The sequence below is a fragment of the Thalassococcus profundi genome, assembly GCF_003344785.1.
Taxonomy (GTDB): domain Bacteria; phylum Pseudomonadota; class Alphaproteobacteria; order Rhodobacterales; family Rhodobacteraceae; genus Puniceibacterium; species Puniceibacterium profundi.
In genome coordinates, this window is record NZ_QPMK01000021.1 from 42,890 (window position 1) to 65,406 (window position 22,517).

At 67.8% G+C, this 22,517-nt stretch carries 28 protein-coding genes and 1 tRNA gene; 18 read left to right on the plus strand and 11 right to left on the minus strand.

Annotated features, from left to right (window positions below):
- Positions 1-25 precede the first annotated feature (25 nt).
- Genes DU478_RS19810 through DU478_RS19820 form a run of 3 tightly spaced genes read left to right on the plus strand, consistent with a single transcriptional unit; the run spans position 26 to position 1,535 of the window.
- On the plus strand, positions 26-778 hold the full coding sequence (locus DU478_RS19810) for an ArsR/SmtB family transcription factor (RefSeq protein WP_114512621.1): 753 nt from the start codon (positions 26-28) through the stop codon (positions 776-778).
- Positions 775-1,233 (plus strand): SRPBCC domain-containing protein, encoded by a 459-nt coding sequence (locus tag DU478_RS19815; protein WP_114512622.1) that lies wholly within the window; start codon positions 775-777, stop codon positions 1,231-1,233. The genes DU478_RS19810 and DU478_RS19815 overlap by 4 nt, the downstream gene beginning before the upstream one ends.
- The gene (locus DU478_RS19820) at positions 1,140-1,535 is read left to right on the plus strand and encodes an MAPEG family protein (protein WP_233501464.1); all 396 of its coding nucleotides are present in this window, start codon (positions 1,140-1,142) and stop codon (positions 1,533-1,535) included. The genes DU478_RS19815 and DU478_RS19820 overlap by 94 nt, the downstream gene beginning before the upstream one ends.
- A gap of 159 nt (positions 1,536-1,694) precedes the next feature.
- On the opposite strand, the gene DU478_RS19825 is transcribed toward DU478_RS19820, so the two are convergent.
- Positions 1,695-2,942, minus strand: coding sequence for an MFS transporter (locus DU478_RS19825; RefSeq protein ID WP_114512623.1), 1,248 nt, complete (start codon positions 2,940-2,942; stop codon positions 1,695-1,697).
- A 143-nt stretch (positions 2,943-3,085) separates the two neighbouring features.
- Between DU478_RS19825 and thrS the strand changes: the two genes are divergently transcribed.
- From thrS to DU478_RS19855, 6 genes are all read left to right on the plus strand, one after another.
- Entirely contained in the window at positions 3,086-5,071 is a 1,986-nt protein-coding gene (thrS, locus tag DU478_RS19830) for a threonine--tRNA ligase (RefSeq protein WP_114512624.1), read from the plus strand.
- Positions 5,068-5,583, plus strand: coding sequence for a hypothetical protein (locus DU478_RS19835; RefSeq protein ID WP_114512625.1), 516 nt, complete (start codon positions 5,068-5,070; stop codon positions 5,581-5,583). Before thrS ends, DU478_RS19835 begins: the two co-directional genes overlap by 4 nt.
- Before the next feature lie 328 nt (positions 5,584-5,911).
- Positions 5,912-6,211, plus strand: coding sequence for a BufA1 family periplasmic bufferin-type metallophore (locus DU478_RS19840; RefSeq protein ID WP_114512626.1), 300 nt, complete (start codon positions 5,912-5,914; stop codon positions 6,209-6,211).
- A 61-nt stretch (positions 6,212-6,272) separates the two neighbouring features.
- Positions 6,273-7,133, plus strand: coding sequence for an MNIO family bufferin maturase (gene bufB, locus DU478_RS19845; RefSeq protein ID WP_114512627.1), 861 nt, complete (start codon positions 6,273-6,275; stop codon positions 7,131-7,133).
- The gene (locus DU478_RS19850; protein WP_114512628.1) at positions 7,130-7,867 is read left to right on the plus strand and encodes an HvfC/BufC N-terminal domain-containing protein; all 738 of its coding nucleotides are present in this window, start codon (positions 7,130-7,132) and stop codon (positions 7,865-7,867) included. Before bufB ends, DU478_RS19850 begins: the two co-directional genes overlap by 4 nt.
- Positions 7,868-7,878: 11 nt before the next feature.
- Positions 7,879-8,454 (plus strand): DoxX family membrane protein, encoded by a 576-nt coding sequence (locus DU478_RS19855; RefSeq protein ID WP_114512629.1) that lies wholly within the window; start codon positions 7,879-7,881, stop codon positions 8,452-8,454.
- A gap of 12 nt (positions 8,455-8,466) precedes the next feature.
- Here the strand turns inward: DU478_RS19855 and DU478_RS19860 are convergent.
- The 3 genes from DU478_RS19860 to DU478_RS19870 form a co-directional block, all read right to left on the minus strand.
- Positions 8,467-8,543: transfer RNA gene (locus DU478_RS19860), tRNA-Arg, on the minus strand.
- Between the two features lie 57 nt (positions 8,544-8,600).
- Positions 8,601-9,068: a GNAT family N-acetyltransferase gene (locus DU478_RS19865; RefSeq protein ID WP_233501466.1), complete on the minus strand. Its 468-nt coding sequence runs from the start codon at positions 9,066-9,068 to the stop codon at positions 8,601-8,603.
- Positions 9,065-9,376 carry an ETC complex I subunit gene (locus tag DU478_RS19870; protein WP_114512630.1) on the minus strand — a complete coding sequence of 104 codons (312 nt, stop codon included), beginning with the start codon at positions 9,374-9,376 and terminating at the stop codon, positions 9,065-9,067. The genes DU478_RS19865 and DU478_RS19870 overlap by 4 nt, the downstream gene beginning before the upstream one ends.
- 215 nt (positions 9,377-9,591) lie before the next feature.
- On the opposite strand from DU478_RS19870, the gene DU478_RS19875 reads away from it, so the two are divergent.
- The 5 genes from DU478_RS19875 to DU478_RS19895 all read left to right on the plus strand — a co-directional run bounded on the left by DU478_RS19875 (position 9,592) and on the right by DU478_RS19895 (position 14,053).
- Positions 9,592-10,446, plus strand: coding sequence for a hypothetical protein (locus DU478_RS19875; RefSeq protein ID WP_114512631.1), 855 nt, complete (start codon positions 9,592-9,594; stop codon positions 10,444-10,446).
- Positions 10,447-10,518: 72 nt separating this feature from the next.
- Positions 10,519-12,726 (plus strand): excinuclease ABC subunit UvrB, encoded by a 2,208-nt coding sequence (uvrB, locus tag DU478_RS19880; RefSeq protein WP_114512632.1) that lies wholly within the window; start codon positions 10,519-10,521, stop codon positions 12,724-12,726.
- 195 nt (positions 12,727-12,921) lie between these two features.
- A complete protein-coding gene (locus DU478_RS19885; protein ID WP_114512633.1) occupies positions 12,922-13,107 on the plus strand; it encodes a PLDc N-terminal domain-containing protein in 186 nt (61 codons plus the stop codon).
- Between the two features lie 223 nt (positions 13,108-13,330).
- On the plus strand, positions 13,331-13,585 hold the full coding sequence (locus DU478_RS19890) for a hypothetical protein (RefSeq protein WP_114512634.1): 255 nt from the start codon (positions 13,331-13,333) through the stop codon (positions 13,583-13,585).
- Positions 13,586-13,666: 81 nt separating this feature from the next.
- Positions 13,667-14,053 carry an excinuclease ABC subunit B gene (locus DU478_RS19895; RefSeq protein WP_114512635.1) on the plus strand — a complete coding sequence of 129 codons (387 nt, stop codon included), beginning with the start codon at positions 13,667-13,669 and terminating at the stop codon, positions 14,051-14,053.
- 267 nt (positions 14,054-14,320) lie between these two features.
- On the opposite strand, the gene DU478_RS19900 is transcribed toward DU478_RS19895, so the two are convergent.
- The 4 genes from DU478_RS19900 to parA form a co-directional block, all read right to left on the minus strand.
- Positions 14,321-14,881 carry a hemerythrin domain-containing protein gene (locus tag DU478_RS19900; protein ID WP_114512636.1) on the minus strand — a complete coding sequence of 187 codons (561 nt, stop codon included), beginning with the start codon at positions 14,879-14,881 and terminating at the stop codon, positions 14,321-14,323.
- Positions 14,882-14,927: 46 nt separating this feature from the next.
- Entirely contained in the window at positions 14,928-15,335 is a 408-nt protein-coding gene (locus tag DU478_RS19905; RefSeq protein WP_114512637.1) for a universal stress protein, read from the minus strand.
- A gap of 79 nt (positions 15,336-15,414) precedes the next feature.
- Complete coding sequence (locus tag DU478_RS19910; RefSeq protein WP_114512638.1) at positions 15,415-16,257, minus strand: DUF6206 family protein; 843 nt, start codon at positions 16,255-16,257, stop codon at positions 15,415-15,417.
- Between the two features lie 68 nt (positions 16,258-16,325).
- A complete protein-coding gene (parA, locus tag DU478_RS19915; RefSeq protein WP_114512639.1) occupies positions 16,326-16,967 on the minus strand; it encodes a ParA family partition ATPase in 642 nt (213 codons plus the stop codon).
- Positions 16,968-17,109: 142 nt separating this feature from the next.
- Here parA and DU478_RS19920 point away from each other — a divergent pair, with 142 nt between their 5' ends.
- Both DU478_RS19920 and DU478_RS19925 read left to right on the plus strand, forming a co-directional pair.
- Positions 17,110-17,802 (plus strand): hypothetical protein, encoded by a 693-nt coding sequence (locus DU478_RS19920; RefSeq protein WP_114512640.1) that lies wholly within the window; start codon positions 17,110-17,112, stop codon positions 17,800-17,802.
- 39 nt (positions 17,803-17,841) lie between these two features.
- The gene (locus DU478_RS19925) at positions 17,842-18,339 is read left to right on the plus strand and encodes a HugZ family pyridoxamine 5'-phosphate oxidase (RefSeq protein WP_114512641.1); all 498 of its coding nucleotides are present in this window, start codon (positions 17,842-17,844) and stop codon (positions 18,337-18,339) included.
- Positions 18,340-18,358: 19 nt separating this feature from the next.
- Here DU478_RS19925 and DU478_RS19930 read toward each other — a convergent pair whose 3' ends face one another.
- Complete coding sequence (locus tag DU478_RS19930) at positions 18,359-18,733, minus strand: hypothetical protein (RefSeq protein WP_114512642.1); 375 nt, start codon at positions 18,731-18,733, stop codon at positions 18,359-18,361.
- A gap of 129 nt (positions 18,734-18,862) precedes the next feature.
- On the opposite strand from DU478_RS19930, the gene DU478_RS19935 reads away from it, so the two are divergent.
- Positions 18,863-19,633 carry an alpha/beta fold hydrolase gene (locus DU478_RS19935; RefSeq protein WP_114512643.1) on the plus strand — a complete coding sequence of 257 codons (771 nt, stop codon included), beginning with the start codon at positions 18,863-18,865 and terminating at the stop codon, positions 19,631-19,633.
- 159 nt (positions 19,634-19,792) lie between these two features.
- Here the strand turns inward: DU478_RS19935 and DU478_RS19940 are convergent, their stop codons facing one another.
- Positions 19,793-20,758 (minus strand): LysR family transcriptional regulator, encoded by a 966-nt coding sequence (locus DU478_RS19940; RefSeq protein ID WP_114512644.1) that lies wholly within the window; start codon positions 20,756-20,758, stop codon positions 19,793-19,795.
- 77 nt (positions 20,759-20,835) lie between these two features.
- On the opposite strand from DU478_RS19940, the gene hisD reads away from it, so the two are divergent.
- Positions 20,836-22,104 (plus strand): histidinol dehydrogenase, encoded by a 1,269-nt coding sequence (hisD, locus tag DU478_RS19945; RefSeq protein WP_114512645.1) that lies wholly within the window; start codon positions 20,836-20,838, stop codon positions 22,102-22,104.
- Here the strand turns inward: hisD and DU478_RS19950 are convergent, their stop codons facing one another.
- Entirely contained in the window at positions 22,105-22,449 is a 345-nt protein-coding gene (locus DU478_RS19950) for a hypothetical protein (protein WP_199488387.1), read from the minus strand.
- Positions 22,450-22,517: the final 68 nt, after the last annotated feature.

The window sequence follows — 22,517 nt, forward strand, 5'->3', positions numbered from 1 at the left end:
ACTATGGAATCACATATAAGGCCTTATGGACGCGATCTTCAAAGCTCTCAACGACCCGGCCCGCCGTGCCCTGCTGGACAGCCTCCGGCAGACGGACGGGCAGACACTCACCGACCTGTGCGAGCAGCTGGACATGACACGGTTCGGGGTGATGAAGCATCTCAAGATGCTCGAGGACGCCCGGTTGATCGTCACGCGCAAGGCGGGACGGTTCAAATACCACTACCTCAACGCCCTGCCACTGCAGGAGCTGGTCGACCGCTGGGTCCACCCCTTCCTGCGGCCTCAGGCCCGGGCGCTGAGCCACCTCAAGGCAACCCTTGAAGGACAGACCATGACCAGACCCGATTTCACGATGACCACGTTCATCGACTGCACCCACGACGCCCTGTGGGAGGCATTGACCCGCGGCGAGCTGATCGCGCTATACCATTTCGCCTGTGATACCGTTCGGGGCGACATGCAGGCCCCCGGCGACAGCGTCGCCTATCTCTATCCGCACGGCGCGCCGATGCTGTCGAACCGGGTGATCTCGATCACCCCCAAGTCGCGGATCGAAATGGCCTTCGAACCCGGCTGGGGCGGCGACCGGACCCCCTCGCGCTGTGTCTACCTCGTGGAAGCGACCGCCAGCGGCATGAAGCTCACCGTGGAACATGACGACCTGCCCGCCACGCAGACCGGCGTGGCCGACGGCTGGGCGCGGTTCCTGGCGGGCGTCAAGACCTGGCTGGAAACCGGCAAAACCCACCGCTTTGCGCCGGAGATGGCCGGATGAGCACGAAACCAGACTTCATCCTGCAGACCTTCATCCGCTGCACGCAAGCGGCGCTCTGGGAAGCACTGACCGATGTCGATCAGATGAACGCCTACCACTTCATCGCCCGCGACATCCGCTGGGACGGCGACACACTGGTGATGGATGCGGCGGACGGCAGCCCGATGTTCCGCAACCGCACGATCCGGGCCGAGCCGATGCACCGGATCGAAGCGACCTTCGCGCCGCAATGGGACGATACGCCGCCATCGCGATCGGTCTTCCTGATCGCCTGCGAAGGCGACCACTGCCGCCTGACCGTAGAGCACTATGGCCTGCATCACCCGGTGGCGACCAACGGCGTCGCCGACGGCTGGGCGCGGTGGGCGGCCGGGCTCAAGACCTGGCTGGAGACCGGCCAGAGCCACCGCTTTGCAGAGGAGACGACGGCAGGAGCCAAGAACGCACCTGGCTGACCCGCACCGCGATCCTCGCGGCGTCGCTGCGGGTTCCCTGCATCGTCGGCGTCAACAGGCACCCCGCCGCCGACGCCTTCGCCCGGTCCGCGCCCCTGACCGACTGTCCGGCCTGGGTGCACCGGGAGCATCTGAACCTCTTGGAACAGGCGATGCCCTTCGCGGTGGTGGTGATCTTCGCGCATCTCGCGGGCGGGACCAACGCGATCACGGTCTGGGCCAGCGCCGCCGCCTTCCGGCTGCGCCTGGCCCATGCGGCCGGCATGATTTCGGACATGGCCGGATGCCGCTGCACCCGCTGATCGTCACCGCCGGCCGGCTTTGCATCCCGGCCATCGCCGCCGCGGTCCTGACCGCCTGGAACGACGCGGGGCGGTGACAGCCACCGCCCCTTCATCTTGCCGATAAACCTCCGGAGAGCACGAGAGGCAGCGCCTCTCGTACCGCCTCCGCGGAGGCGGTCACCCCCGCTCCACCTCGCGCAACCGGAGCGCCATGATCCCGCCCGCCGCACTCAGAACCGCGAAGCCCAGAAGCGCCGCCACCGGCCCGACAAAGCTCAGCGCCCCGCCGATCAGACCGGTCACCAGCAGCAGCACGCCGATGGCGGTGTTGGCCAGCGCCGCGTAGGTCGACCGCGCATCCTCGGGCGCCATGTCGACAAGGTAGGTCGACCGCCCGCTGCGCACGCCCTGGTAGGCGATCATCAACACGAAGAGAATCGCCGGGATCACGCCGTAGACCGAGGCCCACCCCAGAAGCGCCGCCGCAACCGCCGCCAGCATCGCCACTGCGCCGGAAAGGCCAGACAGCATCAGCACCCGGCGCGACGACACGTCCGACAGCCGCCCCCAGACATAGGAGCTGACAAAGGCCGCCGCCGCCGAGGCCAGCACCAGCGCGCCGAGCCGCGACAGCGCGCCCTCGCCGCCCTCGAGCAGCACCAGGTAGGGCGGGGCCAGCGCTGTGGCGGTGAGCAGACCGCGCACCGCGATGAACCAGCGGAACTGCGCATCCTCGCGCAACGGCGTGAAATCCAGACCTTCCCGCGCCTCGGGCTCCGACGGCTTTTCCCGCAGCGTCGAGAACACCGCCGCGGCGCAGAACCACAGCGCCGCCGCGAGGCCGATGGCGACGATCAGCGCCGGCGTGTTCTGCACCAGCCCCGACATCAGCAAGAGCGCGAAGACCAGCACCGCGATGGACGCCACCGACCCCGCCACGCCCTTGACCGACCCGCGCCGGGTCTTGGGGATGGTCTTGCCGAGAATGTCCTTGTAGCTGACCGAGGCGCAGGCCCGCGACACCGCGAGAACCGCCAGCGCCGCGACGATGGCGAGCCCCGCGGCCCAGCCTTCCAGCGTCAGCGCGAAGAGACAGATGGCGGCCGCCGCGAGGCCCTGCCCGAGGCAGCCGGTGATCCAGGCCCATTTGCGATGCCGCATGCTCTCGACCCAGCCCGCCAGGAACAGCTGCGGCAGCAGCGCCCCGGCTTCGCGCACCGGCACCAGCGCGCCCACCAGCACGGCGGGGGCGCCAAGGCCGTTCATCAGCCAGCTCAGCACCAGTTTCGGGTCAATGAGACCGTCCGCCACCTTGGTCATCGACAGCGACACCATGTGCCGCGCGCCGTTGCGCGCCTCGGTCCGGGTCGCCTCGCCGTCGTCGTCGGTCAGCGTGCCGTAAAGTTCGGTGTTCAGATCTGTCATGCGGCCGCCGCCCTTCGTGTTGTCCCTGCGAATCCCCCGCCAACGCCCTTGCTTGACAGCCGGTTCCGCTGTTGCGACATAGGGCGCGCATCATAACCCGCAACCGGGCGTTCCGTGGGCGCCAAACCGACGAGGAGGCCGACATGGCCCAGATCTCCCTGACTTTTCCCGATGGCAACGCGCGTGAGTACGACGCTGGCGTGACCCCTGCCGAGGTCGCCGAGTCGATCTCCAGGTCGCTGTCGAAAAAGGCGATTTCCGCCACCGTCGATGGCCGGCACTGGGACCTGCAATGGCCGATCGAGGCCGACGCCGGCATCGCCATCAACACCATGGCCGACCGCGCCCCGGCGCTGGAACTGGTGCGCCACGACCTCGCGCATATCATGGCCCGCGCCGTGCAGGAGATCTGGCCCGACGTGAAGGTCACCATCGGCCCGGTGATCGAGAACGGCTGGTATTACGACTTCGACCGCGCCGAACCCTTCACCCCCGAGGACCTGGGCGCCATCGAAAAGAAGATGAAAGAGATCATCAACAAGCGCGACCCGGTCCGCACCGAGGTCTGGGAGCGCGATGTTGCGATCAAGTATTACGAGGACCGCGGCGAGCCCTACAAGGTCGAGCTGATCGAGGCGATTCCGGGCGACGAGCCGCTGCGCATGTACTGGCACGGCGACTGGCAGGACCTGTGCCGCGGCCCGCACCTGCAACACACCGGTCAGGTCCCGGCGGATGCCTTCAAGCTGATGTCGGTGGCCGGCGCCTACTGGCGCGGCGACAGCAGCCGCGCGATGTTGCAGCGTATCTACGGCGTGGCCTTTCCGAACAAGGAAGAGCTCAAGGCCCATCTGCACATGCTGGAAGAGGCCGCCAAGCGCGACCACCGCAAACTGGGCCGCGAAATGGATCTCTTTCACATGCAGGAGGAAGCGCCCGGCCAGGTCTTCTGGCACCCGAACGGCTGGACGATCTACACCACACTGCAGGACTACATGCGCCGCAAGCAGCGCGCCGGCGGGTACAAGGAGATCAACACGCCGCAGGTCGTGGACCGCAAGCTGTGGGAGAAATCCGGCCACTGGGACAAGTACCAGCACCACATGTTCATCGTCGAAGTCGACGAGTCCCGCGACGGCGAGGAGGACGACGCCAGCGTCAAGAACAAGGCCGAGACGCGGATCAACGCATTGAAGCCGATGAACTGTCCCTGCCACGTGCAGGTCTACAACCAGGGCCTCAAGTCCTACCGCGACCTGCCCCTGCGGCTGGCCGAATTCGGATCCTGCAACCGGTTCGAACCCTCGGGCGCGCTGCACGGCATCATGCGGGTGCGCGGCTTCACCCAGGACGACGCGCATATCTTCTGCACCGAAGAGCAGATCCAGCAGGAATGCGCCCGCTTCATCGAGTTCACCGCCGACATCTACCGCGAACTGGGCTTCGATAGCTTCGAGATCGCCTTTGCCACCCGCCCCGAAAAGCGCGTCGGCACCGAGGAAAGCTGGGATTACGTCGAGGGCGCGCTCGAGAACGCGATCAAGGCCGTGGGCCGCGACTACAGGCTGGAGCCGGGCGACGGCGCCTTCTACGGCCCCAAGCTCGACTTCTACCTGACCGATGCGATCGGCCGGGTCTGGCAATGCGGCACCTTCCAGGTCGACCCCAACCTTCCCGAGCGGCTCGACGCAAATTACATCGCCGCCGACGGGGCCAAGCACCGGCCTTTCATGCTGCACCGCGCGACGCTGGGCAGCTTCGAGCGGTTCATCGGCATCCTGATCGAGAACTGGGAAGGCAAGCTGCCGTTCTGGCTGGCGCCGCGGCAGGTCGTCGTGGCCTCGATCATCTCGGAGGCGGATGACTACGTACACGAGGTCGTGGCGGCGCTGACCGCCGCGGGCGTGCGCGCCGAAGCCGATGTCCGCAACGAGAAGATCAACTACAAGGTCCGCGAACATTCGGTCGGCAAGGTGCCGGTGATCCTGGCCGTGGGCGCACGCGAGGTCGAGGAACGCACCGCTACCCTGCGCCGCCTTGGCGAAAAGCAGACCAGCGTCGTGGCGCTGGAGGAGCTGGTGCGCGACCTCGCGGCGGAGGCGACCCCGCCCGACTTGCGCGGCGCATGATCGGGCCGGACGCCACCGGGCTCCTCGCTGCCGAGCGCTACCTTCGGTTCCACGACCTGGAGGCGGGACCGTCCTTCGATGCGGTCACGCTCTGGGTCGACGGCGCCGAGGTGTCGGAGCGCGAGGAAATGGCCGGCACCGGCGACCCGGAGGTCGACCGCATCCTCGGCCCGATGCATGCGATCGAAACCGGCGCGGGCTGCCTGCGCTACGAGATCACATTCGAGAACTGCGTGGCCTATGGCTGGCGGGACGAAAGTTACGTGGTGCCCGAAGCGGACGAGGATGTCTCGACCATGCTACGGCGCTACGACCGGTCGGCCTATCTCGATTACATCACCGCCAGCACATTCGCCGCCGACGCCGCGCCCTTTCCGCTGCAGCATTTCGCGCTGGTGACGCTGGACGCGGTGATCGACGTGGTCTGCGCGGACGCCCCGCGCGTGCGCGCGCAGATGCTGGGGCCGGACGATCCCGGCCCGAAACCGGGCCAACCGCGCGATTTCGTCTGAGCCGGGTCGTGTAACAGCGCTCACGTCTCGCGAGAGTGGCCCAGGTGCCGCACCGCAGCGACCAGCGCGCCGCTGTAACATTCCAGCGCTGGACCCCTTCGAAACCTTTCAGCCCCCCGTCACGAGGCGCGCGGTTTTCCCGTGAAATCAAAACTCTGGTTGGCAGAGGTGTTTCACACGCCCCTGACGGGGGCTGACGCACGCGTGATGCACGCGGGCGTGAATGGTGCGGATTTCCGGCCTGGGTCAATCTGTCGCTGTCACCGGGATGCTCCCGGGCAGACAGGGTCGACAGACCATCCAATTCACCCAAGAGGAAACTCATCCGATGTCCAACACCATGAAAACCGCAGCCATCATCGGCGCCGTCGCCGCGTCCTTTGCCGCCACCGGCGTGCAGGCACAGGAGCAGGAAAAGTGCTTCGGCGTCAGCCTTGCCGGCGAAAACGACTGCGCCGCGGGCCCCGGCACCACCTGCGCCGGCACCTCCAAGGTCGACTACCAGGGCAACGCCTGGACGCTGGTCGAGGCAGGCACCTGCACCGAGATCGAACTGCCGGAAATGGCCGACGGATCGGACCGCATGGGATCGCTTGAAGCGCTCGACCGCGACCTGCCGCAGGGCTGAAATGCGCGGCGGGGTGCGGCTCGCGCCGCGCCCCGCCACCCTTATCCGCAAGAGGTGACCGATGTTCGACCTGACCGCCCCCGACCGTCTGCCCGCCGCCCCCGGCGTCGGCTTCAAGGCGCAGCATTTCGCCGAGATCACCCGTGACGCCGGGCCCGTGCGCTGGCTCGAGATCCACGCCGAGAACTACATGGGCGACGGCGGACGCCCCCTAGCGCAGCTGCGCCATCTTGCAGAGCGCTTTCCGATTTCCGTGCATGGCGTGGGCCTGTCGATCGGCGGCGAAGGCCGCCTCGATCCCGATCACCTCGCCCGGCTCAGAAAGCTTTGCGACTGGCTGCAGCCGGCGAGCTTTTCCGAACACCTGGCCTGGTCCACCCACGACAGCCACTTCCTGAACGACCTGTTGCCGCTGCCCTACACGCAAGCCACGCTGACCCGCGTCGCCGATCACATCGACGCGGTGCAGGAGGCGCTCGGCCGGCCGATGCTGCTGGAAAACCCCTCGAGCTACCTCGCCTTCGCGGAGTCGACGCTGAGCGAGACCGAATTCCTGGCCGAGGTCGCGCGCCGTACCGGCTGCGGCCTGCTGCTCGACGTCAACAACGTCTTCGTCTCGGCCACGAACCTTGGCTACGCGCCGCGGGACTATATCGACGCCTTCCCGCTGGAACGGGTCGGGGAAATCCACCTGGGCGGCCATGACGACGACCACGACGACCACGGCGCGCCGCTCTTGATCGACAGCCACGGACGCGAAGTGGCGGATCCGGTCTGGGCGCTTCTGGAGTACACCCTCGCGCGGTCCGGTCCGCGGCCGCTTCTGGTCGAATGGGACACCGACGTGCCCGCCTGGCCGGTCCTGGCCGAAGAGGCCCGCAGGGCCGAGGAGGCGCTGTGCCGCGCCACGCTGCCCGCATGACCGTCCAGTCCGCCTTTCGAGCCGCGCTTCTGGACGCGGACCGGGATGTGCCCTCCGGGCTGACCGACGGCGCGGGCCGGCCGGCGGGCCGCCGCTTCGCGGTCTACCGCAACAACGTCGCGGTCTCGCTGCGCGAGGCGCTGGAAACCGGCTTTCCGGTGGTCGCAAAGCTGCTGGGTCCGGAAAATTTCCACATGGTCGCGGGCGTCCACCTGCGCGCCGCGCCGCCCCGCTCGCCGCTGATGATGCAGTTCGGCGCCGATTTTCCCGCCTTCCTCGACAGTTTCCCTCCTCTGGCCCGCCTGCCCTATCTCGGCGACGTGGCGCGGATCGAACTGGCCCTGCGCCGCGCCTACAACGCCGCCGATGCCGCGCCGGTCGATCCCGCGCGTCTGAGCCGCCTCGGCGAAGACCGGCTGCACACCGCGCGCCTGTCACTCGCCCCGGCAGTGTCGGTGATTTGCTCGCCCTGGCCGATCTTCGCCATCTGGGCCCGCAACAGACGCCCCGGCAGTCCGAAACCCATCCCCGGCGCGCAGGACGTGGTGATCCTCCGCCCCGCCTTCGATCCCGAACCGCACCTGCTGCCCCCGGGTGGCGGCGCCTTCGTCGCGGCGCTGCTGACCGGCGCGCCGCTGGCCCGGTCCATCGACGCCGCAGGCAACGGGTTCGACCTTTCCGCAGCCCTGTCGCTGCTTCTGGCGCAGGGCGCGATCACCGATATCCAACCCTGAAAGGCCTTGTCATGGACCGCATTCTCGACCTGCACGACCGTGCTTTTGCCGCCGTTGAGGCCCATGCCGGCGCCCTCGTCCCGCTGCTGGCGCGAGGCGTCTTCGCCGCCACGCTGCTGGTCTATTTCTGGAGATCCGCGGCGACCAAGCTCGGCGACGGCGTCTTCGGCTTTCTGTCGCCTTCGACCGGCGCCTATGCGCAGATCTTCCCCAAGGCCTTCGAGGCGGTGGGCTACGATGCCTCGCAACTGACGGTGTTTCACTGGGCCGTCGCGGTGGCCGGCACCTGGGCGGAATTCCTGCTGCCGCTGCTGATCGTGCTGGGTCTCTTCACCCGGCTGAGCGCGCTCGGCATGATCGGCTTCATCGCGGTGCAGAGCCTCACCGATCTCTACGGCCACGGCGGCATCGCCCATGCAGAAACGCTGGGCGCCTGGTTCGACGCGGCCCCCGACGGCGTGATCCTGGACCAGCGGGCCTTCTGGGTGTTCACCCTGTCGGTTCTGATGATCCGCGGCGCCGGCGCCCTGTCTCTGGACGCCGCCCTGCACCGCCAGTTACGCGGCGCACCCGAGGCCGCACGATGATGTGCCGAAAGCTGGCGATCCCTGAAGGACTCGAACCCTCAACCTGCTGATTAGAAGTCAGCTGCTCTATCCAGTTGAGCTAAGGGACCGCTGTTGCGGGTTCTGCCCGGTTTCGCCCGGCGAGGCAAGACACCTGCGGACCCCGGTCACAGCCGTCGCGTCATGAACACGCTCAACGGGTCGGGGCGGTAGTGGGCGAAGGGCGGGCACGGCACGAAGCCCGCGCTTTCGTAGAGCCGCCGCGCCGCGGCAAAGCCCGGCTCCGCGCCGGTTTCGAGCCAGGCGCTATCAGCCCCCGCGCGCCGCGCTTCGTGAAGCAGCCCCTCCAGCAGGCGCCGCCCGAGCCCCTGCCCGCGTGCGGCTTCGGCCGTGTGCATGCTCTTCAGCTCGACCGCCCCCGGGCCGATGGTCTCGAAAGCGCCGATGGCCTGCACTGCGCCTTCGGCGTCTCGCAGCACGAAAATCTGCGCCCCCGAGGCGGTCAGTTCCTCGGCGGTCTTGACGTGGCAGCTGTCCGGCGGGGTCTGTGCGCGCATCAGCGCGTGATGCGCGGCCAGCAGGTCCGCGACGCCAGCATCCTGCGCGGCGGCGCGGACCAGCGGCGCCTCGGTCAATGGGTCCAGGCGCCCCGGCGGTCGACGGCGAAATTCTCGGCGTAGCCGCGGGGACGCACGTTCGCCTTGCGCTTTTTCGGTTCGATCACCTGGGCGTCGATGCCATGATCCTTGGCGTATTCCACCGCGGCGTCGCGGGTGTCGAAGCGCAGCCGCACCTGGCTTTGGGTGTCGGACGACGATGTCCAGCCCATCAGCGGGTCGATTTCGCGGGCGCTGTCCGGGGCGAAGTCCAGAACCCAGTGATGGGTCTTGGCCTGCCCGGAGGACATGGCGGTTCGGCTCGGTTGGTAGATACGCGCGCGCATGCAGCAGACTCCTGTTTCCTCTGCGGCGCAGTATCGTGAATTCGCAGCCTGCCCGCAACGTGCGATTTGCCGCGATTTTCGACATCCGCTCCCGATCTGCCGGTTGCGCCGCACGTGCGCCGGGTCGTCCACCGTCCACCGAGCTCGGGATCATCTTGCGCGGACACGCCCGCTGCGGGCATCCTTTCGGATATTGCGCGGATGCAGGTGTCGCCATGTCAGATGACCAAAGCCTCAGAGACCGGGTTCTTGTCCTCGAAAGCCGGCTGATCGAATTGAAGGACCGGATCGAAAAGCCCCCCAAGCCGCCGCTGTGGAAGCGGATCGTGAGTTGGGAGATGCTCAGGAACCTGATGGTCGTCGTCGGCATTCCGGCCGCGGGCTGGGGCGCCTATACGGTGCTGGACGAACAGCTGATCAGCCAGAAGGCGCTGGAACGCCAGGCCCGCCTGTCCATCGCCAGCGCCGAACTGGCGGAATTGCAGAGCTTCAACGAAGGCGTCTTCATCCAGCAGGCGCAGGACAACGACCGCGTGGCCTTTGCCAAGACCGAGGCGCAGCGCGGCCGGGTCGAACGGCTGACGAAGAACCTCGTGGCCTTCTGGCAGGACTACCCCGAAGAGCTGACCCGGTCGGAAAAGACCACGCTGGCCGAGGCGCTGCTGGGCCTGCAACAGACCGATACGGCGCTGGCGGTGGCGAACACGGTGGACGAGACCGCCATGGGGCCGATCTGGCAGGGCGACATGGACCTGCTGCGCGGGCGCATCCTTTTCGCCCGTGGCCCGGCGCAGGACCCGGACGCTGCCCGCGACGCGCTGCGTGCCGCGCTGGCCCATGCGGAAACGCATCCCGACGACGGTGTCCGCCTTGGTTTGATGGAAAAGTATGCGGCCGTCCGCCTCCAGAACGAGATCTGGCTCGACACCCGCTGCTCCGACGTGGTGCCGATCGCCGATTTCCTGCAAACCCTGGTCGACGACGCCGACCCCGAGGGCGGTGTGGACGAGGTGCGCGAGGTGACGCTGCGCGTGCTCGACGCCCACGCGCGGCAGTGCCCGGACAGCTGATCGCCAAGACCGGCCCGCGCCGCCTTGCATCTTGGCCCGCGCATGACAAATAAGAGGACAAGGAGGCGCCCCATGCCCTATGCCCATTCCGACAAGTCCGAAACGACGCCCGTCCTGATGCACGCGCCCGCGCCGGACGTGAAGACCCGCGAAAAGCTCGAAGGCGGCATCCGCTTTCGCATGGCGACCGAATTCGAACCGGCAGGCGACCAACCCACCGCGATCAAGGAGCTGGCGCAGGGCGTCCTGGACGGCGAACGCGACCAGGTGCTGCTTGGGGCCACAGGCACCGGCAAGACCTTCACAATGGCCAAGATCATCGAGGAAACCCAGCGCCCGGCGATCATCCTCGCCCCCAACAAGACGCTGGCGGCGCAGCTTTACGGCGAATTCAAGGGGTTCTTTCCCGACAACGCGGTCGAGTATTTCGTCAGCTATTACGACTACTACCAGCCCGAGGCCTACGTGGCGCGGTCGGACACCTATATCGAGAAGGAATCGCAGATCAACGAACAGATCGACCGGATGCGCCACTCGGCCACCCGGGCGCTTCTGGAGCGCGACGACGTGATCATCGTCGCCTCGGTCTCGTGCATCTACGGCATCGGGTCGGTGGAAACCTACGGCGCGATGACGCAGGATCTGCATGTTGGACAGGAATACGACCAGCGCAAGGTCATGGCGGACCTCGTGGCGCAGCAGTACCGCCGCAACGACCAGGCCTTCCAGCGCGGCAGTTTCCGGGTGCGCGGCGACAGCCTCGAGATCTTTCCCGCCCACCTCGAGGACCGCGCGTGGAAGCTGAGCTTTTTCGGGGAAGAGCTTGAGGCGATTACCGAATTCGATCCGCTGACCGGCGAGAAGACCGGCAGTTTCGACCGCATCCGGGTCTATGCCAACAGCCATTACGTGACGCCGAAGCCGACGATGCAGCAGGCGGTCATCCAGATCAAGAAAGAGCTGCGCCAGCGGCTCGACCAGCTTGTCGGCGAAGGCAAGCTGCTGGAGGCGCAGCGGCTGGAGCAGCGCACCAATTTCGACATCGAGATGCTGGAGGCCACCGGCGTCTGCAACGGGATCGAGAACTATTCGCGCTACCTGACGGGCCGCGCGCCCGGCGAACCGCCGCCCACCCTGTTCGAATTCATCCCCGACAATGCCATCGTCTTCGCGGACGAGAGCCACGTCTCGGTTCCGCAGATCGGCGGCATGTACAAGGGCGACTACCGGCGCAAGTTCACCCTGGCCGAACACGGTTTCCGCCTGCCGTCCTGCATGGACAACCGCCCCCTCAAGTTCGAGGAATGGAACGCGATGCGGCCGCAGTCGGTCTTCGTATCCGCCACGCCCGCGGCCTGGGAGATGGAACAGACCGGCGGCGTCTTCACCGAACAGGTGATCCGCCCCACCGGCCTTCTGGACCCGCAGGTGGAAATCCGCCCGGTGGAGATGCAGGTGGACGATCTTCTGGACGAGGTGCGCAAGGTCGCGGCCGACGGTTACCGGACGCTCTGCACCACGCTGACCAAGCGCATGGCCGAGGATCTGACGGAATACATGCACGAACAGGGCATCCGGGTGCGCTACATGCATTCCGACATCGATACCATTGAAAGAATTGAAATTCTGCGCGACCTGCGCCTTGGCGCCTTCGACGTGCTGATCGGCATCAACCTGCTGCGCGAGGGTCTCGACATTCCCGAATGCGGGCTGGTGGCCATTCTGGATGCGGACAAGGAAGGCTTCCTGCGCTCGGAGACCTCGCTGATCCAGACCATCGGCCGGGCGGCGCGGAATGCCGAGGGCCGCGTCATCATGTATGCCGACCGGATTACCGGGTCGATGGAACGCGCGCTGGCCGAGACCAACCGCCGCCGCGAAAAGCAGATCGCCTATAACGAGGAGCACGGCATCACGCCCGCGACGATCAAGAAGAACGTCGATGACATTCTGCAGGGCCTCTACAAGGGCGACGTCGACATGAACCGCGTCACCGCCAAGGTCGACAAGGCTCACGGCGGCAACCTGCAGGCGGTGCTGGACGGGCTGCGCACCGACATGCGCAAGGCCGCCGAGAACCTCGAGTTCGAGGAGGCCGCGCGCCTGCGCGACGAGGTCAAGCGGCTGGAGGCGGTGGACCTTGCCGTCGCCGACGACCCTCTGGCACGTCAGTCGGCCATCGACGCGGCGACGGAGGCCGCGACCAAGGCCTCGGGCCGGTCCACGGCGGGACGTGGCGGGATGCGCGGCGGCAATGTGCAGCGGCGGAAGAAGCGGTAGGAATCAGAGTGTCGGGAAACTCCTGAGCCCGAGATTGTCCAAGGTCTCCGGCGATGCGCGCGACGGGGGGCAGAGCTTCGCAAAGCGCCGCGCAACACCGTACTCGCGTCAAGGTTCCTTCACGGCGAAAAAACATTTCCGGGAACGGATGTCACGATCCCGTGCGTTGTCCTGCCAGAACAAAGGAGACGCACAATGGAATATGGACTTCTGGGGCTCATCGTCCTCATCGCCGACATCTACGCGATCTACAACGTCTTTACCTCCGGGGCCTCGACCCTGGCGAAAGTCCTGTGGATCCTCGCCATCCTGATCCTGCCGGTGCTTGGCTTCATCGCCTGGCTGGTGGCTGGCCCCCGTGGCGGTTCGGTGCGCGTCTGAGCGCAACCCGGATCACGGAGAAGATGTTCAGCGCGGGCCTTCGGGTCCGCGCTTTTTCGTGCCGGAAGGGGCCATCGGAGGAAGTTTTTCAGTCACCCCGTCATTCCCCTTGCGCGACTCATGCGCTGGCCTCATATGCGCGCAATCCGGGCGTGAGGCTCCGTCCGGCGGCTGCAGGGGCGAGCACGCCCCGAGAGCGCCCTCCTCTTCATGAGACACGTACATGCGTTCGCTGATCGCCGCGGCCCTGCTGGCCGTAACCGCCGTTCCCGCCTTCGCCGACAGCACCCAGGGCACCGTCCTGGCCTACGACCGCGTCGCCAACGTGATCGTGCTCGAGGACAAGACCGTCTGGTCGCTCGAGACCCTGAAGACCGTGCCCGAAGGCCTCAAGGCCGGCGACACGGTCGAGATCAACTTCACCTCCAACGCCGATAACGGCTGGGGCAGGATCAACGCGGTCACCATCAAGGGCTGAGGCGGCGCGGACCGTGTCACGACCCCGAGAGCGGCGCGATTTCGCACTGCCCTCGGGGCGGTTACGGGATAGACTGCCGACATGATCCGGTCCTTCAGCCTTTGCGCCCTTCTGGCCCTCGGCGCCTGCGCCACGCCGCGTGAGCAATGCGAATCCGACGCCGCCGCGCCCTATCGCGCGGCGCTGTCCGAGCAGGCGGACAACGCCCGCGACCTGGCCCGCGGCTATGTCTTCAAGACCCGGTTCGAGGAGCGGGTCCGGCGGCGCGCCTGCCCGATCCCGGGCGGCGGCTTCTATCCCTGTTTCGAACGCGATCTGCAGCCGGTGACCCGCAAGGCGCCGATCGACGCTCCGGCTCTGCGGGCACGGCAGGCGGAGCTGGCACGGATCCTGCCCCAGCTGCGCAAGACCGCCGGGCGGGACGTGGCGCAATGCCGGGCGCTTTATCCGGTCGAAGAGGCGGGGTGAGGCGTTCTGGATGCCAGCGGCATACGAGAGGCGCTGCCTCTCGTGCTCTCCGGAGTTTATCGGCAAGATGAAGGGGCGCGCGGGTTCGGCGGATCGACACATCCTGAAGCGTCCGGGTTAAACCCGCAGCACGGAATGCGGCCTGAAACCAAAGGTTTCAACACGTCGAGTGATGCATCTTGTTTCAAGCTGAACGCAAAACGCTCTAGATCAGCGGCACGAAGGGCACGCCGCAGCCGGACAGCAGGGTCAGGAATATCAGCGCTCTCATTGCAGGCCCTCCGGTCCGTGTTTGAGGATGACCGGAACGATCAGGTCCTCTTCATCCTCAAGGTGTCGGTTCAGCATATGCTGGAAGGACATCAATTCCGAGTGGAAATCGCCCGACTCGCCGGTGTCCTGCAGCACCGCGTTGGCGCTGTCGGTGAAGCGGTTCAGCAGCCCGTCCATGGCGTGGTGATCCTTGTCGAGGATGCCGAAGCCGCGTAGCAGGGTCGGCTCCAGCCCGCTGAGCACCGGGAAGTAGTGGTGATCCTCGATCTGGTGGTGGCCGTGCAGCTGGCTGACCAGCATGCCGCCGTAGCGCGCGAGGCGCGGCTTGTACTGCGCGGGGTCGATGCGGCCGTCGACGGCGGCCTCGGCATCCTCCCGCAGCAGGGAGCCCAGCTTGCGGAACATCAGGTGCCGTTCCAGCCAGAACTGCACCAGTCCCGCGAAATTCGGATGCGCCTCCCACCGGTCGCGCGGGAAGGCGTCGAGCAATTCCAGCAGCGCCTCGGGGATGCGGTCGCGCTTGGCGAGATCGAGATCGTCGGACAGGTCGGTCATGGGTCACCTCTGCCGCGCCACATGGCACAGGCAGAGGCGATGTCAATCACCGAAGCACATGCACCGCGGCGGGGGCGTGGCGGGTGATCTGCGTCGCGGTCGACCCGAGCACGAGGTCCTGCATTCCAGGTCGGTGCGAGGCGATGACGATCAGGTCGGTCTCGTGCTCGCGGGCGTATTCGAGGATCGAGCGGCCGGAATGGCCGTGGATCAGCACACCCCTGGCATTGGGCAGCGTGGCGGCGAGGTCCTTGAGCTGCGCCTCGATCGCATCGCCGGCGGTCTTCATGAAATCGTCGCTGAGGTAGCGCATGGCGTAGCCGGGCACATCTTCCATCACGTGCATCACCGTGATGCGGCCATCGGGGGTCGCCAGCGTGCGGGCCACCTCAAGCGCCTTCTGGATGCGGGCGTCGTCGTCGAAGAGAACGGGAACGAGGATGTTGGAATACATGCGAAGTCTCCTGTGTCGCGTGTGTACAGGGTGCAGCGGTGCAAGGCGGCGCGCCTTGATCCAGATCAGCCGGGCGCGGTCAGAGGTTCGGTTCGCCCTGCAGCCCCAGCAGCTTGCGGAAGCCGGTCCAGTAGCCCGGCAGGCGCGGCGGCTCTGCCAGGCCCGCCAGCGCCTCGGCCCGCCAGCGCGGCATCCGGCGCTCGGCGAAGTCGCGGCCCCAGTCGAGGTAGCCCTGCACGCCCTCGGGCCGCAGGCGGCAGGCCGACCCCACCAGCCCCACCAGCGTTTCGGGCGGCGAATACCATTCGTCCTGGATGCCGGTGACGCGCCCCTGCATCAGCGGGCCGACCCAGCGCATCAGCGCCTTGTCGGAGAATTGCAGCAGCATCTTCCCCATCTCGGCGCGGCTGTAATGGATCAGCGGCGGGAAGGTGTCGAAGAATACCGCCTTGCCGTCGACGATGGCGAAGTTGCGGATCGAGGGGTGAAAGCCGATGCGGGTGTCGAACCGGTCGGCGGCGGTCCAGAAGGTGGCGATCACGTCGCCCGCCGCCTCCATCATCGTCAGGGTCTCGGGCAATGGCCGGCTTTGCATCAGCGGACGCATCATGCTGTCCTGCGGCAGCGCCTCCTGCAGGATCACCGGGACGCGGGCGCCGTCGATATCAAGAAGCAGGAACTCGGTCTCGGGCAACGGCACGCCGGCGTCACGCAGGGCGGCGGCATAGTCGTCATGCGCCGCCGCCAGCCGGTCCAGAGCCGCCGGGTCGCGCAGGCCGCGGTAGACCTTGATCACGCGGTCGGCGAACGGCCCCTCCGCGGGCCGGAAGGGTGCGCAGAAATAGCCGAGCCTGGAGATCGGCTGCCCGCGCGTGGCGCTGTCGGCGCGGATGAGGTCGCGCAGGGCGTCGAGGTCGGTCATGCGGGTCTCCGGTGTGGCCATGCCGCCGGTCTACCGCGCCCGGCGCGCGGTGAAAAGCCGCGCCGCGGTCAGAGGTCGGCGAGAATCCCCGCCACCTCTTCGGCCAGGGCATCGACCTCGGCGCGGGCGGGCGTCTTGGGGCCTTCGGCAGCGCCGCGGCCGCGGCCCAGCGCCTCGGCATAGATCACGCGGTTGGCGAGTTGCGTGTCGGCGATGCGGGCGGACAGCTTGCCCGCGGCCTCGGCCACGTCGGCGGCAAGGCGGGTGCCGGCGCGGGCGCGGTTGATGACCACCAGCGCCTCCTTGTCCTCTCGGCGGGCGAGGTCGAGCACGCCTTCCGTCGCCCAGAGGTCCACGTGGCTCATCGAGACCGGCACGATCACCAGGTCGGCGGCGCGCAGCGCGGGGCGCAGGTCGCTGTCGGCCTTGGGCGGGGTGTCGACGATCACCACGTCGTGGCCATCGGCCAGCTTGCGGCATTCGTAGGTGATGCCCCAGGCGCTGGAGGTGGCGAAGTCGAGGTTCTCGACCAAGGCTTCGTCGGTTTCCAGCCGGGTCATGAACCAGCGGCCCAGGCTGCCCTGCGGGTCGATGTCGACAAGCGCCACCCGTTTGCCCTGGCGCAGGAACCCGATGGCCAGGTTGGCCGTGAGCGTGGTCTTGCCCGACCCGCCCTTTTGCTGGGCCACGGTGATGATCGCCCCTGCCATGTGCGGCGCCCCCTGATTCTCTGCGCGTCTGCGATGCATTCTGTCCGCACGGCACCGGAAAGGCCATGGCCGCCCTGCGCCCGGTGCGCGTTAAGCGGGCATTAACCAAGGTTTCGACAAGCTTGCAGGCAGAGGTGACCGCATGAGCCATGACCTTTCTGCCCTCTGCCCCCTGCCCCTGCTGCTGGGTCTGGCGACGCTCTGCGCTGGCGAGGCCGCCGCCGGGGCCTGGCCGCGGCCCGCAGGACAGGGGTTCTTTGCCACCGATGCGCGGCTGTCCTGGCCCCGCGTCATCGGACCCGAAGTGCAGCCGCCGGGCAAATACTACACCGGCTACCTTGAATACGGGCTGACGGACCGGATCACCGCCGGGCTGGACCTGGGCCGGTCGGTGTCTGGCAACGGCAAGACCGTCGGGTTCCTGCGGGTTCCGCTGACGCGGCCAGAGGCGACGCTCAAGGTTTCGGTCGAACTGGGCCTGGGCAGGATCGACGGCGCACCGGTGATCCGGCCCGGCCTCTCGATCGGGCGCGGTTTCTCCTGGGGCGATGCCAGCGGCTGGCTGGCGGTGGACAGCCTGGCCGAGATCGGCACGTCCACCGGCCAGCTGGATGCGAAGATCGACATGACCTTCGGCGTAACGATGCCGAACGACTGGAAATATCTTCTGCAACTGCAGACCGGCGCGCCCTACGGCGATCCGGTCTTCGCCCGGCTGGCGCCCTCGGTGGTGATCCCCATCGGGCCGGATCGCTATGTCGACATCGGCGGGCATCTCGGCCTGACCGGAGACAACACCTACGGACTCAAGCTGGGGGTCTGGCAAAAGTTCTGAGGGCTTTTTCCCGGCACAACGCCGGGCTAGGCTGCCGTCATGACGGACCCCATACGCCCCACGGACGACGCGGCGCGCCGGATGGCGCGCGAGATCATCGACAGCGCCCGGTTCGGGGCGTTGGCCGTCACCGATCCCGAGACCGGCGCGCCGATGGTCAGCCGCATCGCGTCGGTCCCGGGACCGGACGGCGCACCGCTGAGCCTGGTGTCGGACCTGTCACACCACACCCGCGCGCTGGTGGCCAACCCGGTCTGCGCCCTGCTGCTGGGAGAGCCGGGCGGCAAGGGCGACCCGCTGACCCATCCGCGGCTGAGCCTGCAGGCCCGCGCGGCCTTTGTCCGGCAGGGCGACGATGACCATGCCGCGCTGGCGGCGCATTACCTGGCGCTCTATCCCAAGGCCAAGCTCTACATCGGGTTCGGCGATTTCGCCCTCGTCCGGTTCACACCGACCGGTGCGCATCTCAACGGCGGGTTCGGCAAGGCCTTCGTGCTGACACCCGAGGACCTGCGTCCGGAGCGTGCTGCGGGCTGAGAGGGTCGGTGCCCGCCGGTCAGATCAGGCCGCGCCAGCGCAGGACGGCCAGCACCAGCACGAAGAGCAACAGCAGGTTGAACACCAGCGCGCCGAGCATCCCCAGCAGCCGCCCGCGGCGCTGATCGCGCGCATCGATGCCTTTCAGATGCGCCTCGGCCCGCTGCGCCGCCGCCAGCACGTCTTCGCGGTCGGTTTGCCGCGCGAGCCTTGGCACCTGCATGGCAAAGACCGCGCGCGACACCGCTTCGAGATCGCGCCGCACCGCGACGGGCAGGCGCCGCCCGGCCTTGGCCGCGCGCTGCGCGAGGTCGCCGCGGCGCAGGCCGAGCTTGTCCTCTAGCAGGGCCTTTAGACGGTCGACGCTGTCGGAGATGGCTCGGTCCTGGGTCATGGCTCCTTGCTAGCGCGGCGCTGTCTGCGGCAAAAGCCGAAAACCGCAGGGCACCGCCCCCGTGGCTTGCCAAAACCGCTCAAATCCTGTCCAAGCACAGGCAAAGGTCCAGTTTCCGGGAGCGCCCGAATGCTCAACACCCTCCGCCACGGCACGCCGCAGGACGGCACGGATCCCCTGGTCATCGTGCACGGACTCTTTGGCTCGGCCCGCAACTGGGGTGTGATCGCCAAGCGGCTGTCGGATGCGCGCGAGGTGATCGCGGTGGACCAGCGCAACCACGGCGACAGCGCCTGGCAGGACAGCCACGGGTACGAGGAGATGGCCGCGGACCTCGCCGAGGTCATCGCCGCCAATGGCGGACGGGCGGATGTGCTGGGGCATTCCATGGGCGGCAAGGCGGCGATGACGCTGGCGCTGACGCAACCCGAGATGGTCGGGCGGCTGATCGTGGCGGATATCGCGCCGGTCGCCTATGGCCACACGCAGATGCAGTTCATCGACGCGATGCGCGCGGTGGACCTGAGCGGCATCGAAAAGCGCAGCGACGCGGCAAAGCAACTGGCCGCGCATGTGGACGATCCCGCCCTGCACAGCTTTTTCACCCAGTCGCTGGACGTCGCCGGAAAACGCTGGAAGCTGAACCTCGACGTGCTGGCCGCCGAGATGGACAAGATCCTCGGGTTTCCCGATCTGTCCGGGCCCTTCGACGGGCCGACGCTGTTCCTGTCCGGCGGCGCCTCGGACTACGTGACCCGCGATCACCGCCCGGCGATCCGGGCACTGTTCCCGAAGGCGCGCTTTGCCAGCCTGCCGGGCGCCGGCCATTGGCTGCATGCCGAGCGCCCGCGCGATTTCGAAGCCTCGGTGCGCGCCTTCCTCGACCTGACGGACGGCTGATCAGGGCGACCGCCGCTTTCCCGCGAAAGGTCAGGCGACGGCGTAGATTTCAGATTTCGAAAGAATGGCATCCGATCTTGCGAATATGCGGTGTCATGCTTGCCTAAGCCGCGGGCGCGGCGTTTCTGGGGACAAAGGAGCCCCGCCATGCCCGACGCCTCAGCCTCCGAGCACCCGCAACTGGCCGTCGAGCCAGGGCAGTTGCCGCAGCGCCGGCGCGATCACCAGCTCCTGCACCAGGCTCCGCACCGACCGGGCCACGCCCTGCGGCACCTCGTCGGCAAAATCCGCCCCGGCAAAGAGCGAGATGGTGCGCGAAAACGGCTTGAACGGCAATTCGTGCGCCTCGATCTCGTCGTGGAACCGGCCCGCGCGCATGTAGCCCAGCGGCGTGGTGATGGTCCAGCCGACGCCGCGCGCCACCAGCGTCATCAGCGACAGATGCGTGCCGATCTCGAACCGGTCGGCAAAGCTCAGTTTGAGCCGCGCCAGATGCGCCTCGACCTGCCGACCAATGAACTGGTCGCGGTCGTGGCGCAGGAACGGCAGGCCATGCATCAGCGCCTCGGCCGATCCGGCCCGGTCCAGCGCGCCGCGCGGTGTGACCAGCATGAAAGGGTCGCGCACCAGTGGAAACTCCAGTACGCCGTCCAGCGCCTGCCCGCCGCTGGCCGCCACCGCGATGTCGAGCTTTCGGGCCTTCATCGCCGCGCTGATCTCGTGGCTCGGCGCACTCACCAGCTTGAAGTGGCAGCGGCTCATGCTCTCGGCGAGGATCGTCACCAGCCGTGGCGTCAGGTCGTTCTCGAAATCGTCGATCATGCCCAGCGTGAGCCGGCTGAGATGCGCCAGGTCCATCACCGTCAGTTCCGACTGCGCCTGCCGCAGAAGCGCCAGCACCTCCCGGCTGCGCGCCAGGAAGGTGCGGCCGGCGGGCGTCAGTGTCATCGGGCGGCGGCCGTGATCGACCAGGTCCGCCCCCAGCGCCGCCTCGAGGTTGCGCATCTGCTGGCTGACCGCGGGCTGGCTGAGCCCCGTCGCCTCTGCCGCCTGCGCCACCGACCCGCTGGCCGCCAACGCCTCGAACACCTCGAGCCCGCGCAGGGTCACGCCTTTCAACACAATGGTCCCCCGTCACGGCCCGCTACATTCACCTTTTGTGAAACTGTGCGGCCCGCCCGTCAACCGTTCCGGAGCCGTCCATGCCCATCGCGCATCTGAAACCCGCCCCCGGCCTGCCGCCGATGACCAGCCGCGACACAGCCGATACCGTGCAGATCATGCTCGCCCGCATCGCCACAGAAGGCCGCGCGGCGGTCGAGGACTATGCCGCGCGGCTCGACGGCTGGACCGGAGAGATCGTGGTGCCGACCGCCGAGCTTGAAGCCGCCGAGGACCGCATCGATCCCGCCCTGCGCGACGCGATCCGCTATGCCCATGCCAACATCCGCGCCTTTGCCGAGGCCCAGCGCGCGTCGATCACCGAATTCGAGACCGAGCTGCGCCCCGGCCTGACCTGCGGCCAGCGCCTCCTGCCCGTGGGCTGCGCCGGGGCCTACGTGCCGGGCGGGCGCTATGCGCATATCGCCTCGGCCCTGATGACGATCACCACAGCACGGGCGGCGGGGGTGCCGCGGGTCATCGCCTGTTCGCCGCCGCGGGCCGAGGCGCCGGGCATCCCGCCCGCGATCCTTTACGCCATGCACCTTGCTGGCGCAGACACGGTGCTGAACCTCGGTGGCGTGCAGGCGGTCGCGGCGCTGGCACAGGGGCATTACGGCCCCGCGGCGGATATTCTCGTCGGCCCCGGAAACGCCTTCGTCGCCGAGGCGAAGCGGCAGCTTTTCGGGCGTACCGGCATCGACATGGTGGCGGGACCGACGGATTCGATGGTGATCGCCGATGCCACTGCCGATCCGGCGTTGGTGGCGCTGGACCTCGCCGGGCAGGCCGAACACGGCGCCAATTCACCGGTCTGGCTGGTCACCGACTGCCCCGCCCTCGCCGAAGCCGTTGCCACGGCGATGCCCGCGACCCTAGGCCGCCTGCCGCAGCCCAACCGTGACGCCGCCTCTGCCGCCTGGGACGCGCTGGGAGAGATCATCCTGTGTGAGACCCGAGAGGAGATGGCGCGCTTTGCCGATACCACCGGGCCGGAGCACCTGCACGTGCAGGCCCACGATCTGGACTGGTGGCTGGCGCGGCTCGCGTCCTACGGCTCGCTGTTCCTGGGGGCCGAGACGACGGTGGCCTTCGGCGACAAGGCGGCGGGGCCGAACCACGTGCTGCCCACCTCGGGTGCCGCGCGCTATACCGGCGGGCTGTCGGTGCACAAGTTCCTCAAGACCGTGACCTGGCAGCGGGCCACGGCGGATGCCCTGCCCGACCTCGCCCGCGCCACCGCCGTCATCAGCCGGGCCGAGGGCATGGAGGGTCACGCGCTCACCGCCGATGCGCGGCTGCCGCGCTGATCAACTGTAGGCGCGGCAAAGCTGTTCGGAGCGGTCCGCATAGCCGCGGTAACGCAGCCAGAACGCCTCGTCGCGCGGGTTGTCGGACTGGCGCATCACCTGCGCGCGATGCGGGTCGTCGTAGAAGCTGACGGCCATACGCTGGTCCGCGCCGCTCAGATCCTGGTTCGCCACGGTCTGGATGCAGCCGCAGAGCGCCTCGTTGCGGGCCTTGCGTTCGCTCGCCATGCAGGCCCGCGCGATGGGCCCACCCGACAGGCGCATGACCTGCGCCGGTTCCGATTGCCGCTGCCCGCCACAGGCCGTGAGAAGGCCCAAAGATGCCAGTATCGCCAAAACTCTCATATCACCGCCTCGATCCCTGGACCCCGCCGGAGGTTCGCCCCCCGTGTCACCGGCCCTCATTGCCTGCG